Genomic DNA, 16,014 nt, shown 5'->3' with positions numbered 1-16,014 from the left:
AACTTTTCACAAAATGATTCGTATAAATACTATAACGAACTGAGGGAGGCTATTTTAATTATGCAAAATGAACGTCAACGAATTTTAGAACTTGTGGAAAAAGGAACAATTTCAGCGCAAGAGGCGATTACATTATTAGAAGCATTAGAGCAACCTAGCAAGTCCACTCAAAATGTTATGAATGATGTGTCAAAAGAGGACCAGCATTCCTCAACAGAAAAAGAGTCAGTATTTAAAGATGAAAGTCACAAAGATGAAACGAAAAAAGATGAAGATTTTACGAAATATTTCCAAGAAGAGATGCGAGATTTTCGTAAAGATTTAACACAAATTGGTTCACTCTTTATGGATATGATGAATACGGCAGTAAAAAAGGTAAAAGAATTTGATGTAACCTCTCCGTTTGGTGATAAAGTAGAGTTTACTCATACGGAAGAAGTTGCAGCTGAACATGTAGACAATATAATTGCTGAATTACCGAATGGCAATTTTTCATTAGAATCTTCTGAAGGAGATAGCTTCCAAGTTATTTGCAAGGTGAAGGCACCACTTGTTAATGATAGTGAAGAAGAAACGCGTGCTCATTTCCTAGAGCAATTCGTGGTGAAGGAAGATGAAGGTTCACTACGAATTTTAAGTCAACTAAAGCTTGTTCAAGTAAATGTTAAAGTACTTGTACCAAAGGATAAATTGGAGAAACTATCAGTACGTTTAATGAACGGTAGTGTTACTTTACAAGATACGGATTTCGAGCAATTAAAAGTAAAGACATTAAATGGTGCGATTAAAGGCTCTAAGTTTAATTTTGGGAAGGCAGAAGTGGATTCTTCTAATGGCTCGATTGAATTAACAAATGTTCGTGGTAAAGATTTAGAAGCTGAGACATTGAATGGTCGTGTATATTTGGATGGCGCATTGGATGAAGTTGAAGCAAAATCGGTCAATGGACATGTTGTTGTTACAACTTGCTCTACCAATTCATCAAAAATCAAAGCGCAAACAGTTGCAGGAGCTGTTGAATTGTATGTGCCACGTACAATATCGTTAAGCGGTAAAATTGTTACGAATTTTGGTAAAGTAGATGTTGGTATTCAAGATGCTTCAAAAATTGAATCACAGGATCAATTCTTATCAAAAGTAGTACGTTTTGATAAAGAAGTAGAGGATGCTAATCGTCTATTTATCGAAGGCGAGTCTAAAACAGGTGCAGTTTTAATACGCTATACAACAACTGACGAGCAGCATATTTAAGTAACAAAAGCATTCAGGCTATGCGAAACAGCATAGCTTGAATGCTTTTTTATTGCTTGAAAAGTTAAGAAAACAGAAATCGACTTCTACATATTGAGGTCGATTTCTGTTTTCTTGTATGTCGAGTTTTATGACAATTTCGTCTCGAAAATGGCAATGAAGGAACGAAATAGCAAGAACTGCCACGGAATGAAATGAAACTGTAATAAAAAAGGGAGATATAGAGTGCTATAATAGTTAACGAAATACCTCTTACATAGGTAAGAGATTTAGGTGGTTTAAATATGATAGAAATGAAAAATGTGACAAAGAAGTACCCAAGTGGCGTTGTTGCGGCAAATGGGATTTCCGTTAACATAAAGCAAGGTGAATTTGTTTATGTTGTAGGTCCAAGTGGTGCAGGTAAATCGACATTCATTAAGTTAATGTACCGCGAGGAAAAAGCTACTTCAGGAGAAATCACTGTTAATGGCATAGATTTAGCTACATTAAAAAATAAAAAAGTACCTTTTTTACGTCGTCAGCTTGGAGTCGTTTTCCAAGATTTCAAACTACTTCCTCGTTTGAATGTCTATGAAAACGTGGCATTTGCACTAGAGGTAATTGAAGAGGAACCAGTGGAAATTCGACGTCGAGTAATGGAGGTTCTGGAGCTCGTGGGGCTGAAGCAAAAGGCGAGAATGTTCCCTAATGAACTTTCAGGTGGCGAACAGCAGCGTGTTTCGATTGCGCGCTCTATTGTCAATGTACCGAAGGTCGTTATTGCAGATGAACCTACCGGGAATCTTGATCCTGAGACATCGTGGGATATTATGAATTTATTTGAGGAAATTAATGCAAGAGGTACAACTATTGTAATGGCAACCCATAACCGTGAAATCGTGAATACGATTCGACGTCGGGTAATTGCGATTGAAGGCGGAATGATTGTCCGTGATGAGCACGGAGGTGATTACGGCTATGAAATTTAATACGGTGAAACGTCACTTCCGAGAAAGTCTAAAGTCACTTGGCCGTAATAGCTGGATGACCATTGCTTCAGTAAGTGCAGTTACAGTTACATTAATATTAGTGGGCGTATTTGCGCTTATTATGATGAATTTAAATAAAGTAGCATCTGATTTAGAGAACGATGTTGAAATTAAAGTATTAATTGATGAAACAGCTGATGAAGCTGCTGAAAAAGCACTCATGGAAAAAATAAAGAAATTGCCAGATATCGAAGAGATGAACTATTCGACAAAGGAAAATGAGTTAACCAAATTAGTAAAAGATTTTGGGGAAGATTTTAAACTATTTGAGCAAAGTAATCCATTACGTAATGTTATTTATGTGAAGGCTTCAGATCCTCAGCAAACGGCTACTGTCGCTAAGAAAATTGATAAATTCGAGAATACATATAATGTTATGTATGGTGAAGGCAAAGTAGAAAAGCTTTTTAACGTCTTGAATATTAGCCGTAACGTAGGGACAGTGCTTATTTTAGGGTTATTATTTACAGCGATTTTCTTAATTTCTAATACAATTCGAATTACGATCATTGCACGTGGTGATGAAATAGAAATTATGAAACTTGTAGGAGCAACAAACTGGTTCGTGCGTATCCCATTTATATTAGAAGGCATGTGGCTCGGAATTTTAGGTTCTATTATTCCGATTACGGTTATCGCAACCCTATACCACAATGTATATAAAATTATTGCGCCTCGATTACAGGGTGAACTTGTTCAAGTACTTGATTTCTCACCTCTTGTGTACCAAGTAAGCGGTCTACTATTACTCATTGGTGTCCTAATCGGTGTTTGGGGAAGCTTCATGTCAGTACGTAAGTTTTTAAAAATTTAGCTTTCGTTAGGCTTATCATAAAAAGTTGGGATGACATTTTAAACGTATTCCATATATATAAGTTGATTGGAAGAAGGTTGGGCGACACCTAGGGGATTAGCGAGCCATGCGAGTGAAGCGGCTCATCGAACGCCCCAGGAAAGCGCCCGGTTGGAAATGAAATCAACCCAATAGGTTATCATTCAAAATAATTAGTCGAAAAGGAGTTCAACCGGTGAAAAGTATGGCGAAAAACTCAATAAAAACACTTGCTGCAGCATCTGCACTATTTCTTTTTATCCAAACTCCATCAGCGTATGCCAATAGTTTATCGGATTTAAAAGATGAAAAAAGACAAATTGAATCAAAGAAGGATGGCTTAGATTCATCCATCAAAAATAAAACAAATGCTATTACAGCAAATGAAGACAAGCAACAAAAATTATTAGATCAAATTCAAACATTAAATGCTGAAATTGATAAAACTAATAGCAATATCAAAAATGTATTGGCAGAAATTCAATCTACAAATAAAGAAATAAAGTCTTTAGAAGATTCCATAGCAGAGCTTCTGCGCAAAATTGAAGAGCGTGATTTATTGCTAGAGGATCGTGCTCGTGCCATTCAGGCGGGTGGTACCGTTAGCTATTTAGACGTACTACTTAGTTCTAATAGCTTCGTAGATTTTATCGATCGATTCTCTGCTGTCAATGCATTGCTTGAAGCGGATCGACAAATTATCCAAGATCAAAAAGAGGACAAGCAAAAATTAGAGGAACAAAAGCAAGTCTTAGAAGGCAAACGCCAAAAGCTTGAAGATAAAAAAGCTGAACTTGATCGTTTAAAAGCATCATTGGATGGACAAAAAGCTGAGAAAAACAAATTAATTGATCAATTAGAAAAAGAACAAGAAAAGCTGAAGTCAGAAAAAGTATTGCTTGAGAAAGAATATTCTGAGGCACTTGAAATTAGTGATGAATTACAACAAAAGATCATCGATGAACAAAAACGATTAGCTGAAGTTGCCCGTCAACAAGAAGCGAAACGCAAGGCAGACGCAGCAGCAGCAGCGAAGGCAAACGCAGCAGCGAAGGCAGCAGCCCCAACCAAGGCATCTAATTCAGGCAATAGTGGTGGTGGGTCTTCTTCAACAGTCACTGCTCCACAATCGAATGGTACATGGATTAAGCCAACAAATGGTCGTTTAACATCGCCATATGGCTGGCGTAATATTGGTGCTGGTTCAGAATTCCACTATGGAGTCGATCTTGCCAATGGTACAGGTACTCCAATTTGGGCAGCTGCTGACGGTGTTGTTTCCTATGCGGCACCACTTAGCTCGTATGGTAATGTTGTCATCGTTACACATTCTATCGACGGTCAAATCTATACGACAGTGTATGCACACTTAAATTCCTTCAACGTTAGTGTTGGCACAGAAGTATCCCAAGGCCAACAAATTGCTACGATGGGTAGCACAGGACGTGTAACAGGACCGCACTTACACTTTGAAGTGCATATCGGCGCTTGGCAAGGACAAGCAGTCGGAAGTGTCAACCCATTAAAATATATTCCGTTGTAAAAATAATGAAAGCTATACATTAGAATTCCATCTAATGTATAGCTTTTTTAGTTAGGTTTTTTCAAGCGTGATGTTAAGAACCAAAACTGATGGATAGAATCATCGAATCGACGGATAGAAGAAGCAAAGTGACTGATAGAATCATCGAAATGACGGATAGAACGCCCTTAAGGGAGGGGGAGTCGGCGGAACTTTTAGGGAAGCCTCATAATGTGAATCACCTCAGCATTCATCGGGAAATTTAAACATTGAACTTAAAATTGTTTTGGTAGATAATTGTTGGAAATATTTTTCCTAGTTGTGCCACATTTTATGTTAGTATTAGTAATATAAATACCTTGTGGGGTATTACAATATATTTGCTCATAAAAAGCATATTCTTTTCATGTTTTCCGAAGATTTTTTGAACACAGTGTGAAATAACAGTTCATATAAAGATTGTATGCTATGCTGAATCTAACTTTACTTGCGGAGGATTTATTAGGTGAATAATACAGAATGGTTCTCTATTAGGACACTAACATTACCAGCAACAGCTGTCGCTCTTCTTGCGGCATTTTTCATTGTATGGCTAGTATTACGAGTACAATTTCCGAAGAAATGGTCGGAGGTATATGGAGACGCAGCCCTTACTTTTATTCTTGTTTGGAAATTTAGCATAATTGTTACTGATTTTAAAGCTGTTATTGCTCAACCGTTTGCACTCCTTTATTTCAATGGTGGAACAATCGGTGTCTTTTTAGGGGTAATGGCAGCATCGCTACAGCTTTGGCGGAAGCGACAAAAATTACAGTTTGACGCAACTGGAATCACTGCCTGTAGCTGGGCAATCATTTTAACGCAATCGATCTATCAATGGCTTGTGGTGTTATTAAATGACAATCAGACCACTAGCGAAGTAAGTACTTTAATTGTGCTAAGTACACTAACAGTCCTCATATTATGGAAAATAACGGCTATCAATCGTGCATTATTTTTATATACGATTGGGCTTATGATTGTTGCCTTCTTTCAGCCGCATGGTTTATGGCAACCGGCTGTAGGTGTGAGCGTCATATTACTTATACTAGGTATAGCGATTTGCAGGCAATATTTACATAATATTGTTCAAAAAGAAAGCATGGGAGGTAAGGAATGAAAAAAAATATAGGGCTGCTCGTCGTCGTGTTGTTAATAGCCGCGATGATTGGTACATATGTAAAACAGCAGATTGATAAGGATCGTGAAATTGAAACAGCTTCTCTTGGAAAAGAAATGGATGACCGGAAGATTGGTTTAAACAACGGAGATACACCACCGGATTTTACTTTAACAAGTTTAGATGGTAAAAATGTGACATTGAGTGAGCTTCGAGGAAAGAAAGTCGTGTTAAATTTCTGGGCAACATGGTGTCCACCGTGCAAGGCAGAAATGCCACATATGCAAAAATATTATGAACAAAATGCTAAAAAAGATAATGTAGAAATAGTAGCTGTCAATTTAACACAGGGTGAACGTGATGTAACAGATGACGCAAAGATTGATACCGTAATGACATTTAGAGATAGCTTTGAGTTAACATTCCCTATTTTACTTGACATGAAAAACGAAGTTGGCTTAGATTATCAAGTATTAACGATTCCTACAACATATTTTATTGATTCAAATGGATATATTCAACGTGCAATTAGAGGGCCAATGAATGTTGATATGTTAAAGAGCTATGTGGAAGCATTAGACTAAACAATAGAAGATAAATTCAAAGAATCTGCTCGTTTTCTCATAGAAACGAAGCAGATTTTTTTATGTGAATATTTACTTGTTTATAGAATACCCGCGCAAGGAAGGGAAATACCCGCGATTCACGCAAGAATACCCGCGCAAGGAGGAGAAATACCCGCGATTCACGCAAGAATACCCGCGCGAGGAAGGGAAATACCCGCGGTTCACGCAAGAATACCCGCGCGAGGAAGGGAAATACCCGCGATTCGCGCAAGAATACCCACACTAGAAAGGCAAGTACCCGCGCTAGCCGATAGAATACCCACGAAACAAAAAGCATAGTATTCACCAAATTATTTTGAAGCTTAATCTTGTATGTTTGAAAAATAAAAGTCATACAGTAAAAGAGACGGAGGAGGGAAGGTTTGCGCAAAATAATGGCTGGTGTCGGCGTACTTGCTAGTAGTTTATTGTTAGGTAGTGGATTTTATTTTGACTGGTTTAATCTAGGGGATAAAAAGGAGCCAGTCGTCACAGAGGTTGGATCAATCAATGAAGCGTTGAATTTAATTGAGAAAAAATCTGTATACAGTACGGAAAAAGACGCATTGGTGGAGGGGGCACTTCGTGGTATGGCCGACGCTATTAAGGACCCTTACAGCACCTATTATTCGAAGGAAGAGGCAGAACAACACCGACAAATGTTAGCCGAGGAAAGAGTGGGCATTGGTATTGAGCTAACTGAAAGTAACGGGAAATTTATTGTTGTGTCTCCTGTCCGTTCGTCCCCAGCAGATAAAGCAGGAATGCGCTCTCTCGATGAAATTGTACAAGTTGATGGCGTTCGAGTAGATGGTAAAACGATGAGTGAATTAATGCATTTAATTCAAGGAGAAAAGGGGACGAAAGTAACTATTGTCGTCTATCGTCCAAGTGAAGATAAACATATTAAAATGACGATGGAACGAGCAGCAATTTCTAACAAAACAGTATCAAGTGAAATATTGGACGTAGAAAATACTCCGATAGGCTATGTAGAAATCGCACTTTTTGGTGAGAAGACGGCAAATGAGTGGGTTGCCGAAACAAGTAAATTGCTTCGAAAAGATATAAAAGGGTTAGTTATTGATGTGCGAGATAATCCAGGTGGTTATTTACATAGCGTCGCAGCGCTACTGAGCACTGTATTGGAGAATGGCAAAGTGTTTGCGTATATGCAAAATGCTGAAGGTGCTATGGAACCATTAAAAACGGAATCAAAAAGCTTTGATGAAAAATATTTACAGACAATGTACAAAATGCCGATTGTTATTTTACAGAATGCAGGCAGTGCATCGGCTAGTGAAGTTCTTAGTGGTGCTTTAAAAGGTTGGGGACGCGCCTCAATTGTTGGTGTCAAGAGCTTTGGGAAGGGAACAGTGCAGGAATCTTGGTCTCTGACAAATGGTGGGGAGCTTAAACTGTCCACAAATAAATGGCTCACACCAAAACGTGAATGGATTCATGGGCAAGGTATTGAGGCTAATTTAGTTATTGAACAAAATGAATTATTTGCTTTTCAAATGCATCCATTATCAGGGAAGTTTAAAGAGGGCGATATGAGTGAGGAAATTGCTTATACGCAAAATGCTTTGAAAAAGCTAGGCTATAAAATTGCTCGTTTAGACGGTTACTTGGATGAATCGACGGAGGAGGCTGTTAAGCTTTATCGGGAGGATAAGAAGTTAAAACAGGCAGAAGAGAATATTTATATAGATACTACCTTCTTTAACAGTTTAAATGAAACGTTGAAAAAATATAAAGAAGATCGCCAAAATGATTTACAGTTCCAAATGGCGACAAGCTTTTTACTGCACAATATTGAATAGTGAATAATATAAATCTGACTTGCACCGTGCATATTTCAAAATCCGTGACATCCGCTGAATAAAGAAAAAATAAGAATAGTAAGCTTTCTACTAGTTTGTACTACGCAAGAGTGTAGTCGTTTGATACAATAAATTCATAGTATTTAAGACAGAAACGGCGGGTGTTCGTATGGTTAGTGATATATTAATAGAAATTGTGACAGCGATTGGCCGCTTCTTACTCAACCCATTAATTTATATTGCAATTTTATTTGCGATTTTATTAGGTTATAGTCGTGTAAAACAGGAGCGTAAATTTTTTAATAGACGTATTATTTGGGGTTGGACAGAGCTAATTGGGCAATGGAAATATGGTTGGCTATATGCCCTTCTCATTTCGCTAGTAAGCGTTGGTTTAGGTTTAACAGTGCCCAAAGCTTTCTTAATGATTTTAATAGCCATTTCTGCATTAGCATTATTACTGTTCTTCATTAATGCACTTTCACCAATCTATACGATGGGGCTTGCTACTTTAGCAATATGGGCGATGTTTCAATATAATTGGACATTTTCTTGGTGGAAAATCTCTTTAGAAGGTGTAAATTTATTGGCCGGTCCCATTGTAACGATTACTATTTTAGCTGGTCTATGTGTGATTGCTGAGGGCATGTTAATTCGTCGAATAGCAATGAAGGTAACGACACCGCGAGTTGAAAAAACGAAGCGAGGTATGCAGGCAATTGTCTATCGTTCAAGAAATGTATGGGTACTGCCAATCTTCTTTGTAATGCCTGGTAATATTATTCCGGCAGATTTTCCGTATTGGCCACAGTTTACAATAGGAGAGAGTACCTTTGCACTCGTACTATTTCCAGTCGTTATAGGATTTTCAAAGCTTACTAGAAAAGAATTACCGGCTTTGCAATTGCCTAAAATTGGCCGATCAGTGCTAATGCTAGGACAGGTAATTTTAATAGGTGGACTTGCAGCAGCCTTGGAGCCAGTCATCGGCTTTATAACGTTGGCACTTGGTGTAGTGAGTCGTATCATTATTTCAATCTTCTATGCGCTGCAAGATAAAACGGAAATTTATGCAGTTGCACCAAGCTCAAAGGGTGCTATAATTGCGGCTGTCCTACCGGATTCACCAGCTGAAAAAATGGGCTTACTGGCAGGGGAATGTATTCGTAAAGTAAATGGGCATTCCATTTATACTGAAAATGATTTATACGAAGCTTTGCAATTAAATGCTGCACATTGCCGTCTAGAAATAGTAGATCGTAACAATGAAGTACGCTTAACACAGCATGTTATCTATAGCAATGATCATTACCGTATAGGATTATTACTAGCTGAGCCGAGGGATATATGATGGATGTTTTCGGGAAAATGATGTTAGCGTTATTTTTGCCAGCATTACTCGTGTTATTGTTTACAAGAATTACGTATAATCGTTATGTGGCACTAATATTGGCGATTGCTCTTATTGCGGCATCTGTATATGCAGGTTATACTTCCCCGCCTATTATATTTGTTATCGATGCATTTTCGTTAACAGTAGGCTTTTGGTTAGCGAGTAAAATGAAAAAAAATAAAGGTCTTGTTTAAAAAGGGTCAGTCCAAAGTGATAGCTTCACTTTTAGGACTGACCTTTTTACATGAAAAAACGAACAGCTGCCATAATAATAACCCCAGCTACAACTGTAATAGATAAGCTTTTTGTAACGAGTGCAATAATAAGTGTTGGCACAAATGTAATAAAGACAGGCCAATCGAGTGTGACGATTTTTCCACTTTCAGTATCCAGTAAGTTTTCAATAACAAGAGCGCTTAAAATGCAGACAGGGATAAAGCTTAACCACTTCATTACAACGTCTGGTAGTTTCACACTTCGTACGAACATAAAAGGAATGATACGTGGTAGCCAAGTTACAAGTGCACAGCCAATGATGAGCCATACCATAGAAGCGGTTGTCGTCATTTATCTGTCACCACCCCTATAGTTGCTACAATAACTGTTGCAAGAAGAACAGCCACATGCGAAGGCACAATATAGGAAAGGCCATACATAATGACAGCCATATAACCGATTAACATAAGATAATGCATTATTTTACTTTTCCCTACACTGCCAAGTTGGAGTACAAGAAGTGCCACAAACATGGCGATCAATGCGAAATCTAAGCCCCATTTTTCAGGGTTTGCCACCCATTGCCCCAAATATGCGCCAGCTACACAAGAAAGAATCCAAAATGAGTAAGCAGTGATATTCAGCCCATCCATCCATTTGCCATATAGCTTACCAGTTTGCATTTGCTTTGTAACAGCTACACCGAATGTTTCGTCTGTTAATAATGTGCCGAAACCAACATTTCTGAGCATGGAATAGCGTGTAAAATGAGGAGCTAATGTTAAACTCATTAATAAATGACGTAAATTTACGACAAAAATGGTTACAATAATAGCAGAAGCAGGACTATTTGTTAGAAGAAGTGCACAAAAGATAAATTGTGCGGAGCCTGCATAGATGAGTATAGTTAAAAGTGCAATTTCGAGTACAGATAATCCAGAAGCGGAACCTACAACACCGAAAGCGAGTCCTATACTAATATAGCCAAGTAAAGTGGGAACACAATCTTTAACGCCTTGTAAAAAGCTATCGTCTGGCGTGTTTGTTGTTTCATTCTGAAATTCTGTTGTACTTGTCATAAATAGGTCATCCTTTCTTAAAAATTTCCATGTATACTAATGATGGAATAGTTTGATAGTTCTTAATGTTTATTAAAGTATACATATGTCTGATAAAATAAACAATAGAAATTGGTGAATAAAAATGGAGCAAATGAGTCGAAATTTAGCATTTCAATTAAAGAAGATTCGGCAGCAACGTCAATTAAGCTTAGACGATGTTGCCAAAGCTACAGGGGTAAGTAAAGCTCAACTTGCACAAATTGAAAAGGGAGAGGCGAATCCTACAGTATCAACGATTTGGAAAATCGCTGCGGGTATGCGTACTTCATTTTCGTGCTTATTACAACCTCCTACAGCTCATTTCATGAAATATAGTAGTAAGGATGCGCCACATGTAGATGAAGACGAGGGACGATATCGTGTGTATTCCATTATTCCTTATAATCCAGAACGTGGCTGGGAACTTTATAAGATTGAAATGGAGCCTGGCGCCTCTAGCAGGAGTGAAGCCCACACGGAAGGGGTAGAAGAAACTGTGACTGTTATCCAAGGACAAGCCACCATTTCTGCTGGAGATATGCATGAATTACTAGAAGAAGGGGATACACTAGTATTCTCAGGACATCAGCCACATGAGTATAAAAATACATCGGAAAAGTTAACAATTTTACATTTAATTTTGCAGTATAAATAGAGGTGTTGATTTTGAATGAATGGTTTACTGTAGAAAATATTGAGCAAATTACGGCACAATATCGAACATTTGGCCCGGTCATTGGTTTATTATTACCTTTTATAGAGGCGTTTTTACCGTTTTTACCTTTGGTCGTGTTTGTTGTGGCCAATGCGAGCGCATTTGGTTTATGGCTTGGTTTTTTATTATCCTGGCTAGGATCTGTAGCTGGTTCATATGCAGTATTTTTGCTTGTTCGACATTTTGGCAAGCATCCCAAGCTTCGATTTGTAACAGGCAGTAAAAAGGTAGAAAAGCTAATTAAATGGGTAGATATGAATGGGATAAGTCCCCTGTTTGTATTACTTTGTTTTCCTTTTACACCCTCAGTCATTGTAAACATCGTAGCGGGGCTATCTCATATGCATAAAAAGTTTTATTTAGTGGTATTATTGGCAGGGAAGTTCGTTATGATTTTAGGAATGAGCGTGCTTGGCTATGATTTAAAATCACTCTTAACAAGCCCTGTAAGACTGATTATTGCAGGTGTTGCGATTGTCGTGCTTTGGTGGGTTGGCAAGCTTATAGAGAAACGATTAAACTCGCGTGTAGAGAGAGATTTAAAACAAGCGCGAAAATTGACGAAAAATCATCAATAATGAAAGTTGAATATGCACATCCAGCCCCTTGTATCATGTAAAATGAGAGAAGGGGTTTTTATCTTTCAATAAGAGTAGACAATGCTCGAGTAACATGAGTGGCTCTCAGATAAAACACTAAAATGCACAGTTAGAGTAGCAAAGCGCTGGGACCTATACAATAACTGCTCAGGTAAAACAGCAAAGTGATCAGGTCCATGCGAAAACTGCTCAGGTTGAGTCGTGAAGTCCTGGGGATATAAGATTAAATAGATTATTAACAGGAGGGGAAAAGCATGACATTGCGTATTGTATCAGGACGTTCAGGAACAGGTAAATCAACGTTTATTCATCATGAGATTATCGAGCAACTAAAATCAGATCCGTTGGGAAATCCAATTTTTGTGATTGTTCCTGACCAAATGTCTTACTCAACGGAGTATGAGCTAACGAATAAGCATGGCTTGCAAGGCTTAATCCGTGCGCAGGTCATGACATTTAAACGATTAGCATGGCTAGTGTTACAGGAAACGGGTGGTATTGCTCGAAAAGAAGTAAATGGCTATGGCTATCGAATGCTTATCCGCAAACTTTTAGAGGAACAAAAAAGTGAGTTTTCATTATTTCGACAAGCAGCTGGGAAACGAGGCTTTACGGAGGAAATAGAATCGCTATTACGGGAGTTTAGTCGTTATAGTGTAAATAGTTCAGTGTTAGCTGAAGTGACAGCATCTTTGAAGGTCATTGATGCGCCTCATACTTTGCAAGCGAAAACGAATGATTTACAAGTAGTTCTACAAGCTTTGGAGGAACGACTTGGCACGACGTATGTCGATAGTGAGGGGTATTATCCGATTTTAACCGAGCAACTGAAATACTCCGAGACGATGAAGCAGGCAACAATTTATATAGATGGTTTTACAGCATTTACTGTAAGAGAATTAGAGCTTGTAAAAGAGTTATTAAAGGTGACGAAACAGGTAACGGTAGTTCTTCCGTTTGACCATATCGAAGAAGTTTATGATGAGCAGTCTTTATTCTATGAAGCCGCTTCTACGAACCAACGTTTACACGACATTGCAAATGAAGAGGGCATTGAAGTGGATGCACCATTGCACTTCTACAATACGCATCGTTTTCAATCTGAAGATTTACAGCATATGGAATCGCGATTTGCAGATATTGTGCCTCAAACGAAAAAAACTTCAGGTGATGTAATGGTACTTGAAGCGTCCAATCGACGTGCAGAGATACATGCCATTGCCCGGGAAATAACAAAGCTAACAAGGGAGAAGGGTTATCGTTATCAGGATATAGTACTTCTTTATAGACAAGCAGAAGTCTATGACCCGCTTATTACAACGATTTTTCAGCAATATGAAATTCCTATTTTTACAAATTCGAAAAAGACGATGCTGCATCACCCTTTAATTGAGCTTAGTCGATCTGCTTTAGAGGTTATCACTTCTAATTGGAAATACGAACCAGTTTTTCGTAGTGTAAAAACAGATTTATTTTTCCCATTACATGCTGAGCTAAATGTTTGGCGAGAGCGTGCGGATCGTTTAGAAAACTACTGTTTAGCACAGGGCGTCTATGGTGAGCGCTGGTTTGAGGAAGCTCGATGGTTTTACAAGAAGTATCGTGGACTTGAATTCCATTCACGCGTGCAAACAGATGAAGAACGTGCCATGCAAGCAGAAATCGAGGCTATTCGCGATGAAATTCGTCAGCCGCTAAAATTGTTACAGGACAAGCTGGAAGTAGCGACAACAGGTCGAGATGTAGCGACAGCTTTATTTGAATTGATTGAAAGTTTACATGTTTATGAAAAGCTTCAAGCAATGAAAGACCGTGAACTGGATCGAGGTGATGCATTAGCTGCAAGTGAGCATGATCAAGCATGGAAAGAATGGATTGCCGTGCTCGATCAGTTTGTCTATATGTTTGGTGAGCAGGAGATGTCTGTGGAGGCAGCGGCGAAAATTTTAGATGAGGGCTTTGATACATTAGAATTTTCTCGTATCCCACCTACATTAGATGAGGTCATGGTAGCAACGGTTGACTTAGCCCGTTTATCGAATATAAAGGTCGCTTTTGTCTTAGGGATGAATGATGGCGTCTATCCAACTCGTATGGAGTATGAGGGATTGCTGTCAGATACTGAACGTGAATGGTTTAATCAAATTGGTTATGAGCTTGCGCCAACATCTAAAAATCGTTTACTGCAGGAGAATTTCTTGCTATATCGTGCTTTAACGACGCCATCCGATAAATTATATATGTCCTACCCAACAGCAGATGAAGAGGGCAAGGCGCTATTGTCCTCACTCTATATTAAGAAAATTATCGGCAATGATAAAACGGCTGGGCTTTTGAGTGGTGTCCAGGTTGAGCGAGTTGTGATTGATCCAATTGAATTACTGGAAGAAAGTGCTTTACCGTATATACGTCATCCACGTACAGCTTTAGCACATTTAATGGTGCAAAAACGCCAAGCTGAGCATAGCCGCGAGCTTGCACCAGAGTGGCTTGCTTTACAAAAATTTTATAAACAGGACCCTTATTGGGCACTTGTTTTTGAACGAGTTTTACATCCAATCACTCATAAAAATGAAGCAGAGCCATTAGAAAATTACATCACTCAGGAATTATACGGTCAAAAGCTAACATCTAGTGTGTCGCGTGTTGAGAAATTTTTCCGTTGCCCATTTTCGCATTTCACAACGTATGGGCTTCGTCTAGAAGAGCGGGCAGAGTACAGACTAGAAACATTTGCAATGGGCGATTTATTCCATGAGGCATTGAAATGGATTACTGAAGAGACACACCGTCAGCAGCTATCATGGATACGTTTAACAAAGCAACAAATTAAACAATTAGCACGACAAGCCGTTGAGCAAATTGTGCCGGTATTTTCACATCAAATTTTACTGTCAAGCGCACGTTATCGCTATATTCAGCGCAAGCTTATTCGTATTGTCGAGCGAACAATGACGGCACTTACACAGCATGCGAATGTATCTCACTTTAAGCCAATTGCCATTGAGGCATCGTTTGGACCTGGGCAAAATGAACAGCTACCACCACTTGAAATTGATTTAACAGGTGGTAAGAAAATGTTTATGCGAGGTCGTATTGATAGGGTAGATAGTGCGTCTATTGATGACCGCTCTTATTTACGGATTGTCGATTATAAATCATCAGCTCGTGATTTAGATTTGAATGAGGTTTATCACGGATTGTCTCTTCAGGTACTAACGTATTTAGATGTAGCGATGGAAAATTCCTCTTATTGGCTACCGGGTGAGGCGGAACCAGCCGGGGTTCTTTATGTGCATGTCCACAATCCAATGCTAAAGCTTGATAAGGATTTAAGCGACAGTGAAATTGAGGAAGATCGATTAAAACAATACAAAATGAAAGGTCTTTTATCAGAAAATGCGGAGTCCATTTTATCGATGGACGAGCAATTAGAGGAATCGAGTGGGCATTCAAAAATCATTCCTGTCTATATGAAAAAAGATGGGACACCATCAGAATCTCAGTCACGTATTGTACCTGTTAATGATATGAAAAATCTACAGCATTTTGTACGGCGCAAGCATCAAGAGGCTGGTAATGGAATTTTAGCAGGGGATACCTCTATTAGTCCTTATAAACTAAAAACAAAAACAGCATGTGACTACTGTCAATTTGCGGCTGTTTGTCAATTTGACCCATCTGATGGCAAGCAAAGCTATCGTCAGTTACAGCAAGCAAAACCGAATGATATCGTTGACAAAATTTGGAAGGAGATGAAGTAAG

The 16,014-nt window shown here is 38.6% G+C and carries 15 protein-coding genes; 13 read left to right on the top strand and 2 right to left on the bottom strand.

Annotated features, from left to right (window positions below; translation table 11 throughout):
- The first annotated feature begins 60 nt into the window (after nucleotides 1–60).
- The 10 genes from AN161_RS21270 (at nucleotide 61) to AN161_RS21230 (ending at nucleotide 9,813) form a co-directional block, all read left to right on the top strand.
- A complete protein-coding gene (locus AN161_RS21270) occupies nucleotides 61–1,251 on the top strand; it encodes a DUF4097 family beta strand repeat-containing protein (RefSeq protein WP_053596332.1) in 1,191 nt (396 codons plus the stop codon).
- 284 nt (nucleotides 1,252–1,535) lie between these two features.
- Complete coding sequence (ftsE, locus tag AN161_RS21265; RefSeq protein WP_053596331.1) at nucleotides 1,536–2,222, top strand: cell division ATP-binding protein FtsE; 687 nt, start codon at nucleotides 1,536–1,538, stop codon at nucleotides 2,220–2,222.
- The gene (gene ftsX, locus AN161_RS21260) at nucleotides 2,212–3,096 is read left to right on the top strand and encodes a permease-like cell division protein FtsX (protein ID WP_053596330.1); all 885 of its coding nucleotides are present in this window, start codon (nucleotides 2,212–2,214) and stop codon (nucleotides 3,094–3,096) included. The genes ftsE and ftsX overlap by 11 nt, the downstream gene beginning before the upstream one ends.
- A gap of 214 nt (nucleotides 3,097–3,310) precedes the next feature.
- A complete protein-coding gene (locus AN161_RS21255; RefSeq protein ID WP_053596329.1) occupies nucleotides 3,311–4,657 on the top strand; it encodes a M23 family metallopeptidase in 1,347 nt (448 codons plus the stop codon).
- Between the two features lie 484 nt (nucleotides 4,658–5,141).
- Nucleotides 5,142–5,795, top strand: coding sequence for a hypothetical protein (locus AN161_RS21250; protein WP_053596328.1), 654 nt, complete (start codon nucleotides 5,142–5,144; stop codon nucleotides 5,793–5,795).
- Nucleotides 5,792–6,379 (top strand): TlpA disulfide reductase family protein, encoded by a 588-nt coding sequence (locus AN161_RS21245; RefSeq protein ID WP_053596327.1) that lies wholly within the window; start codon nucleotides 5,792–5,794, stop codon nucleotides 6,377–6,379. Before AN161_RS21250 ends, AN161_RS21245 begins: the two co-directional genes overlap by 4 nt.
- A gap of 64 nt (nucleotides 6,380–6,443) precedes the next feature.
- A complete protein-coding gene (locus tag AN161_RS29065; RefSeq protein WP_143114972.1) occupies nucleotides 6,444–6,647 on the top strand; it encodes a hypothetical protein in 204 nt (67 codons plus the stop codon).
- A gap of 136 nt (nucleotides 6,648–6,783) precedes the next feature.
- Nucleotides 6,784–8,226, top strand: a complete 1,443-nt coding sequence (locus tag AN161_RS21240; protein ID WP_053596326.1) for a S41 family peptidase — start codon at nucleotides 6,784–6,786, stop codon at nucleotides 8,224–8,226.
- A gap of 169 nt (nucleotides 8,227–8,395) precedes the next feature.
- The gene (locus tag AN161_RS21235) at nucleotides 8,396–9,577 is read left to right on the top strand and encodes a PDZ domain-containing protein (protein ID WP_053596325.1); all 1,182 of its coding nucleotides are present in this window, start codon (nucleotides 8,396–8,398) and stop codon (nucleotides 9,575–9,577) included.
- Nucleotides 9,577–9,813 carry a DUF2198 family protein gene (locus tag AN161_RS21230; protein ID WP_053596324.1) on the top strand — a complete coding sequence of 79 codons (237 nt, stop codon included), beginning with the start codon at nucleotides 9,577–9,579 and terminating at the stop codon, nucleotides 9,811–9,813. Before AN161_RS21235 ends, AN161_RS21230 begins: the two co-directional genes overlap by 1 nt.
- Nucleotides 9,814–9,859: 46 nt before the next feature.
- Here AN161_RS21230 and AN161_RS21225 read toward each other — a convergent pair whose 3' ends face one another.
- Together AN161_RS21225 and AN161_RS21220 are read right to left on the bottom strand one after the other, a co-directional pair.
- Nucleotides 9,860–10,186: an AzlD domain-containing protein gene (locus AN161_RS21225; protein WP_053596323.1), complete on the bottom strand. Its 327-nt coding sequence runs from the start codon at nucleotides 10,184–10,186 to the stop codon at nucleotides 9,860–9,862.
- Entirely contained in the window at nucleotides 10,183–10,914 is a 732-nt protein-coding gene (locus tag AN161_RS21220) for an AzlC family ABC transporter permease (protein WP_053596322.1), read from the bottom strand. The genes AN161_RS21225 and AN161_RS21220 overlap by 4 nt, the downstream gene beginning before the upstream one ends.
- A gap of 124 nt (nucleotides 10,915–11,038) precedes the next feature.
- Here AN161_RS21220 and AN161_RS21215 point away from each other — a divergent pair, with 124 nt between their 5' ends.
- From AN161_RS21215 to addB, 3 genes are all read left to right on the top strand, one after another.
- Complete coding sequence (locus AN161_RS21215; RefSeq protein WP_053596321.1) at nucleotides 11,039–11,590, top strand: XRE family transcriptional regulator; 552 nt, start codon at nucleotides 11,039–11,041, stop codon at nucleotides 11,588–11,590.
- A gap of 11 nt (nucleotides 11,591–11,601) precedes the next feature.
- A complete protein-coding gene (locus AN161_RS21210) occupies nucleotides 11,602–12,228 on the top strand; it encodes a TVP38/TMEM64 family protein (protein WP_082340267.1) in 627 nt (208 codons plus the stop codon).
- Between the two features lie 275 nt (nucleotides 12,229–12,503).
- Nucleotides 12,504–16,013, top strand: coding sequence for a helicase-exonuclease AddAB subunit AddB (gene addB / locus AN161_RS21205; RefSeq protein ID WP_053596319.1), 3,510 nt, complete (start codon nucleotides 12,504–12,506; stop codon nucleotides 16,011–16,013).
- Nucleotide 16,014: the final 1 nt, after the last annotated feature.

Source organism: Lysinibacillus sp. FJAT-14222, from assembly GCF_001278875.1.
GTDB lineage: Bacteria > Bacillota > Bacilli > Bacillales_A > Planococcaceae > Lysinibacillus > Lysinibacillus agricola.
This window is presented reverse-complemented; position numbering and strand designations above follow the sequence as displayed.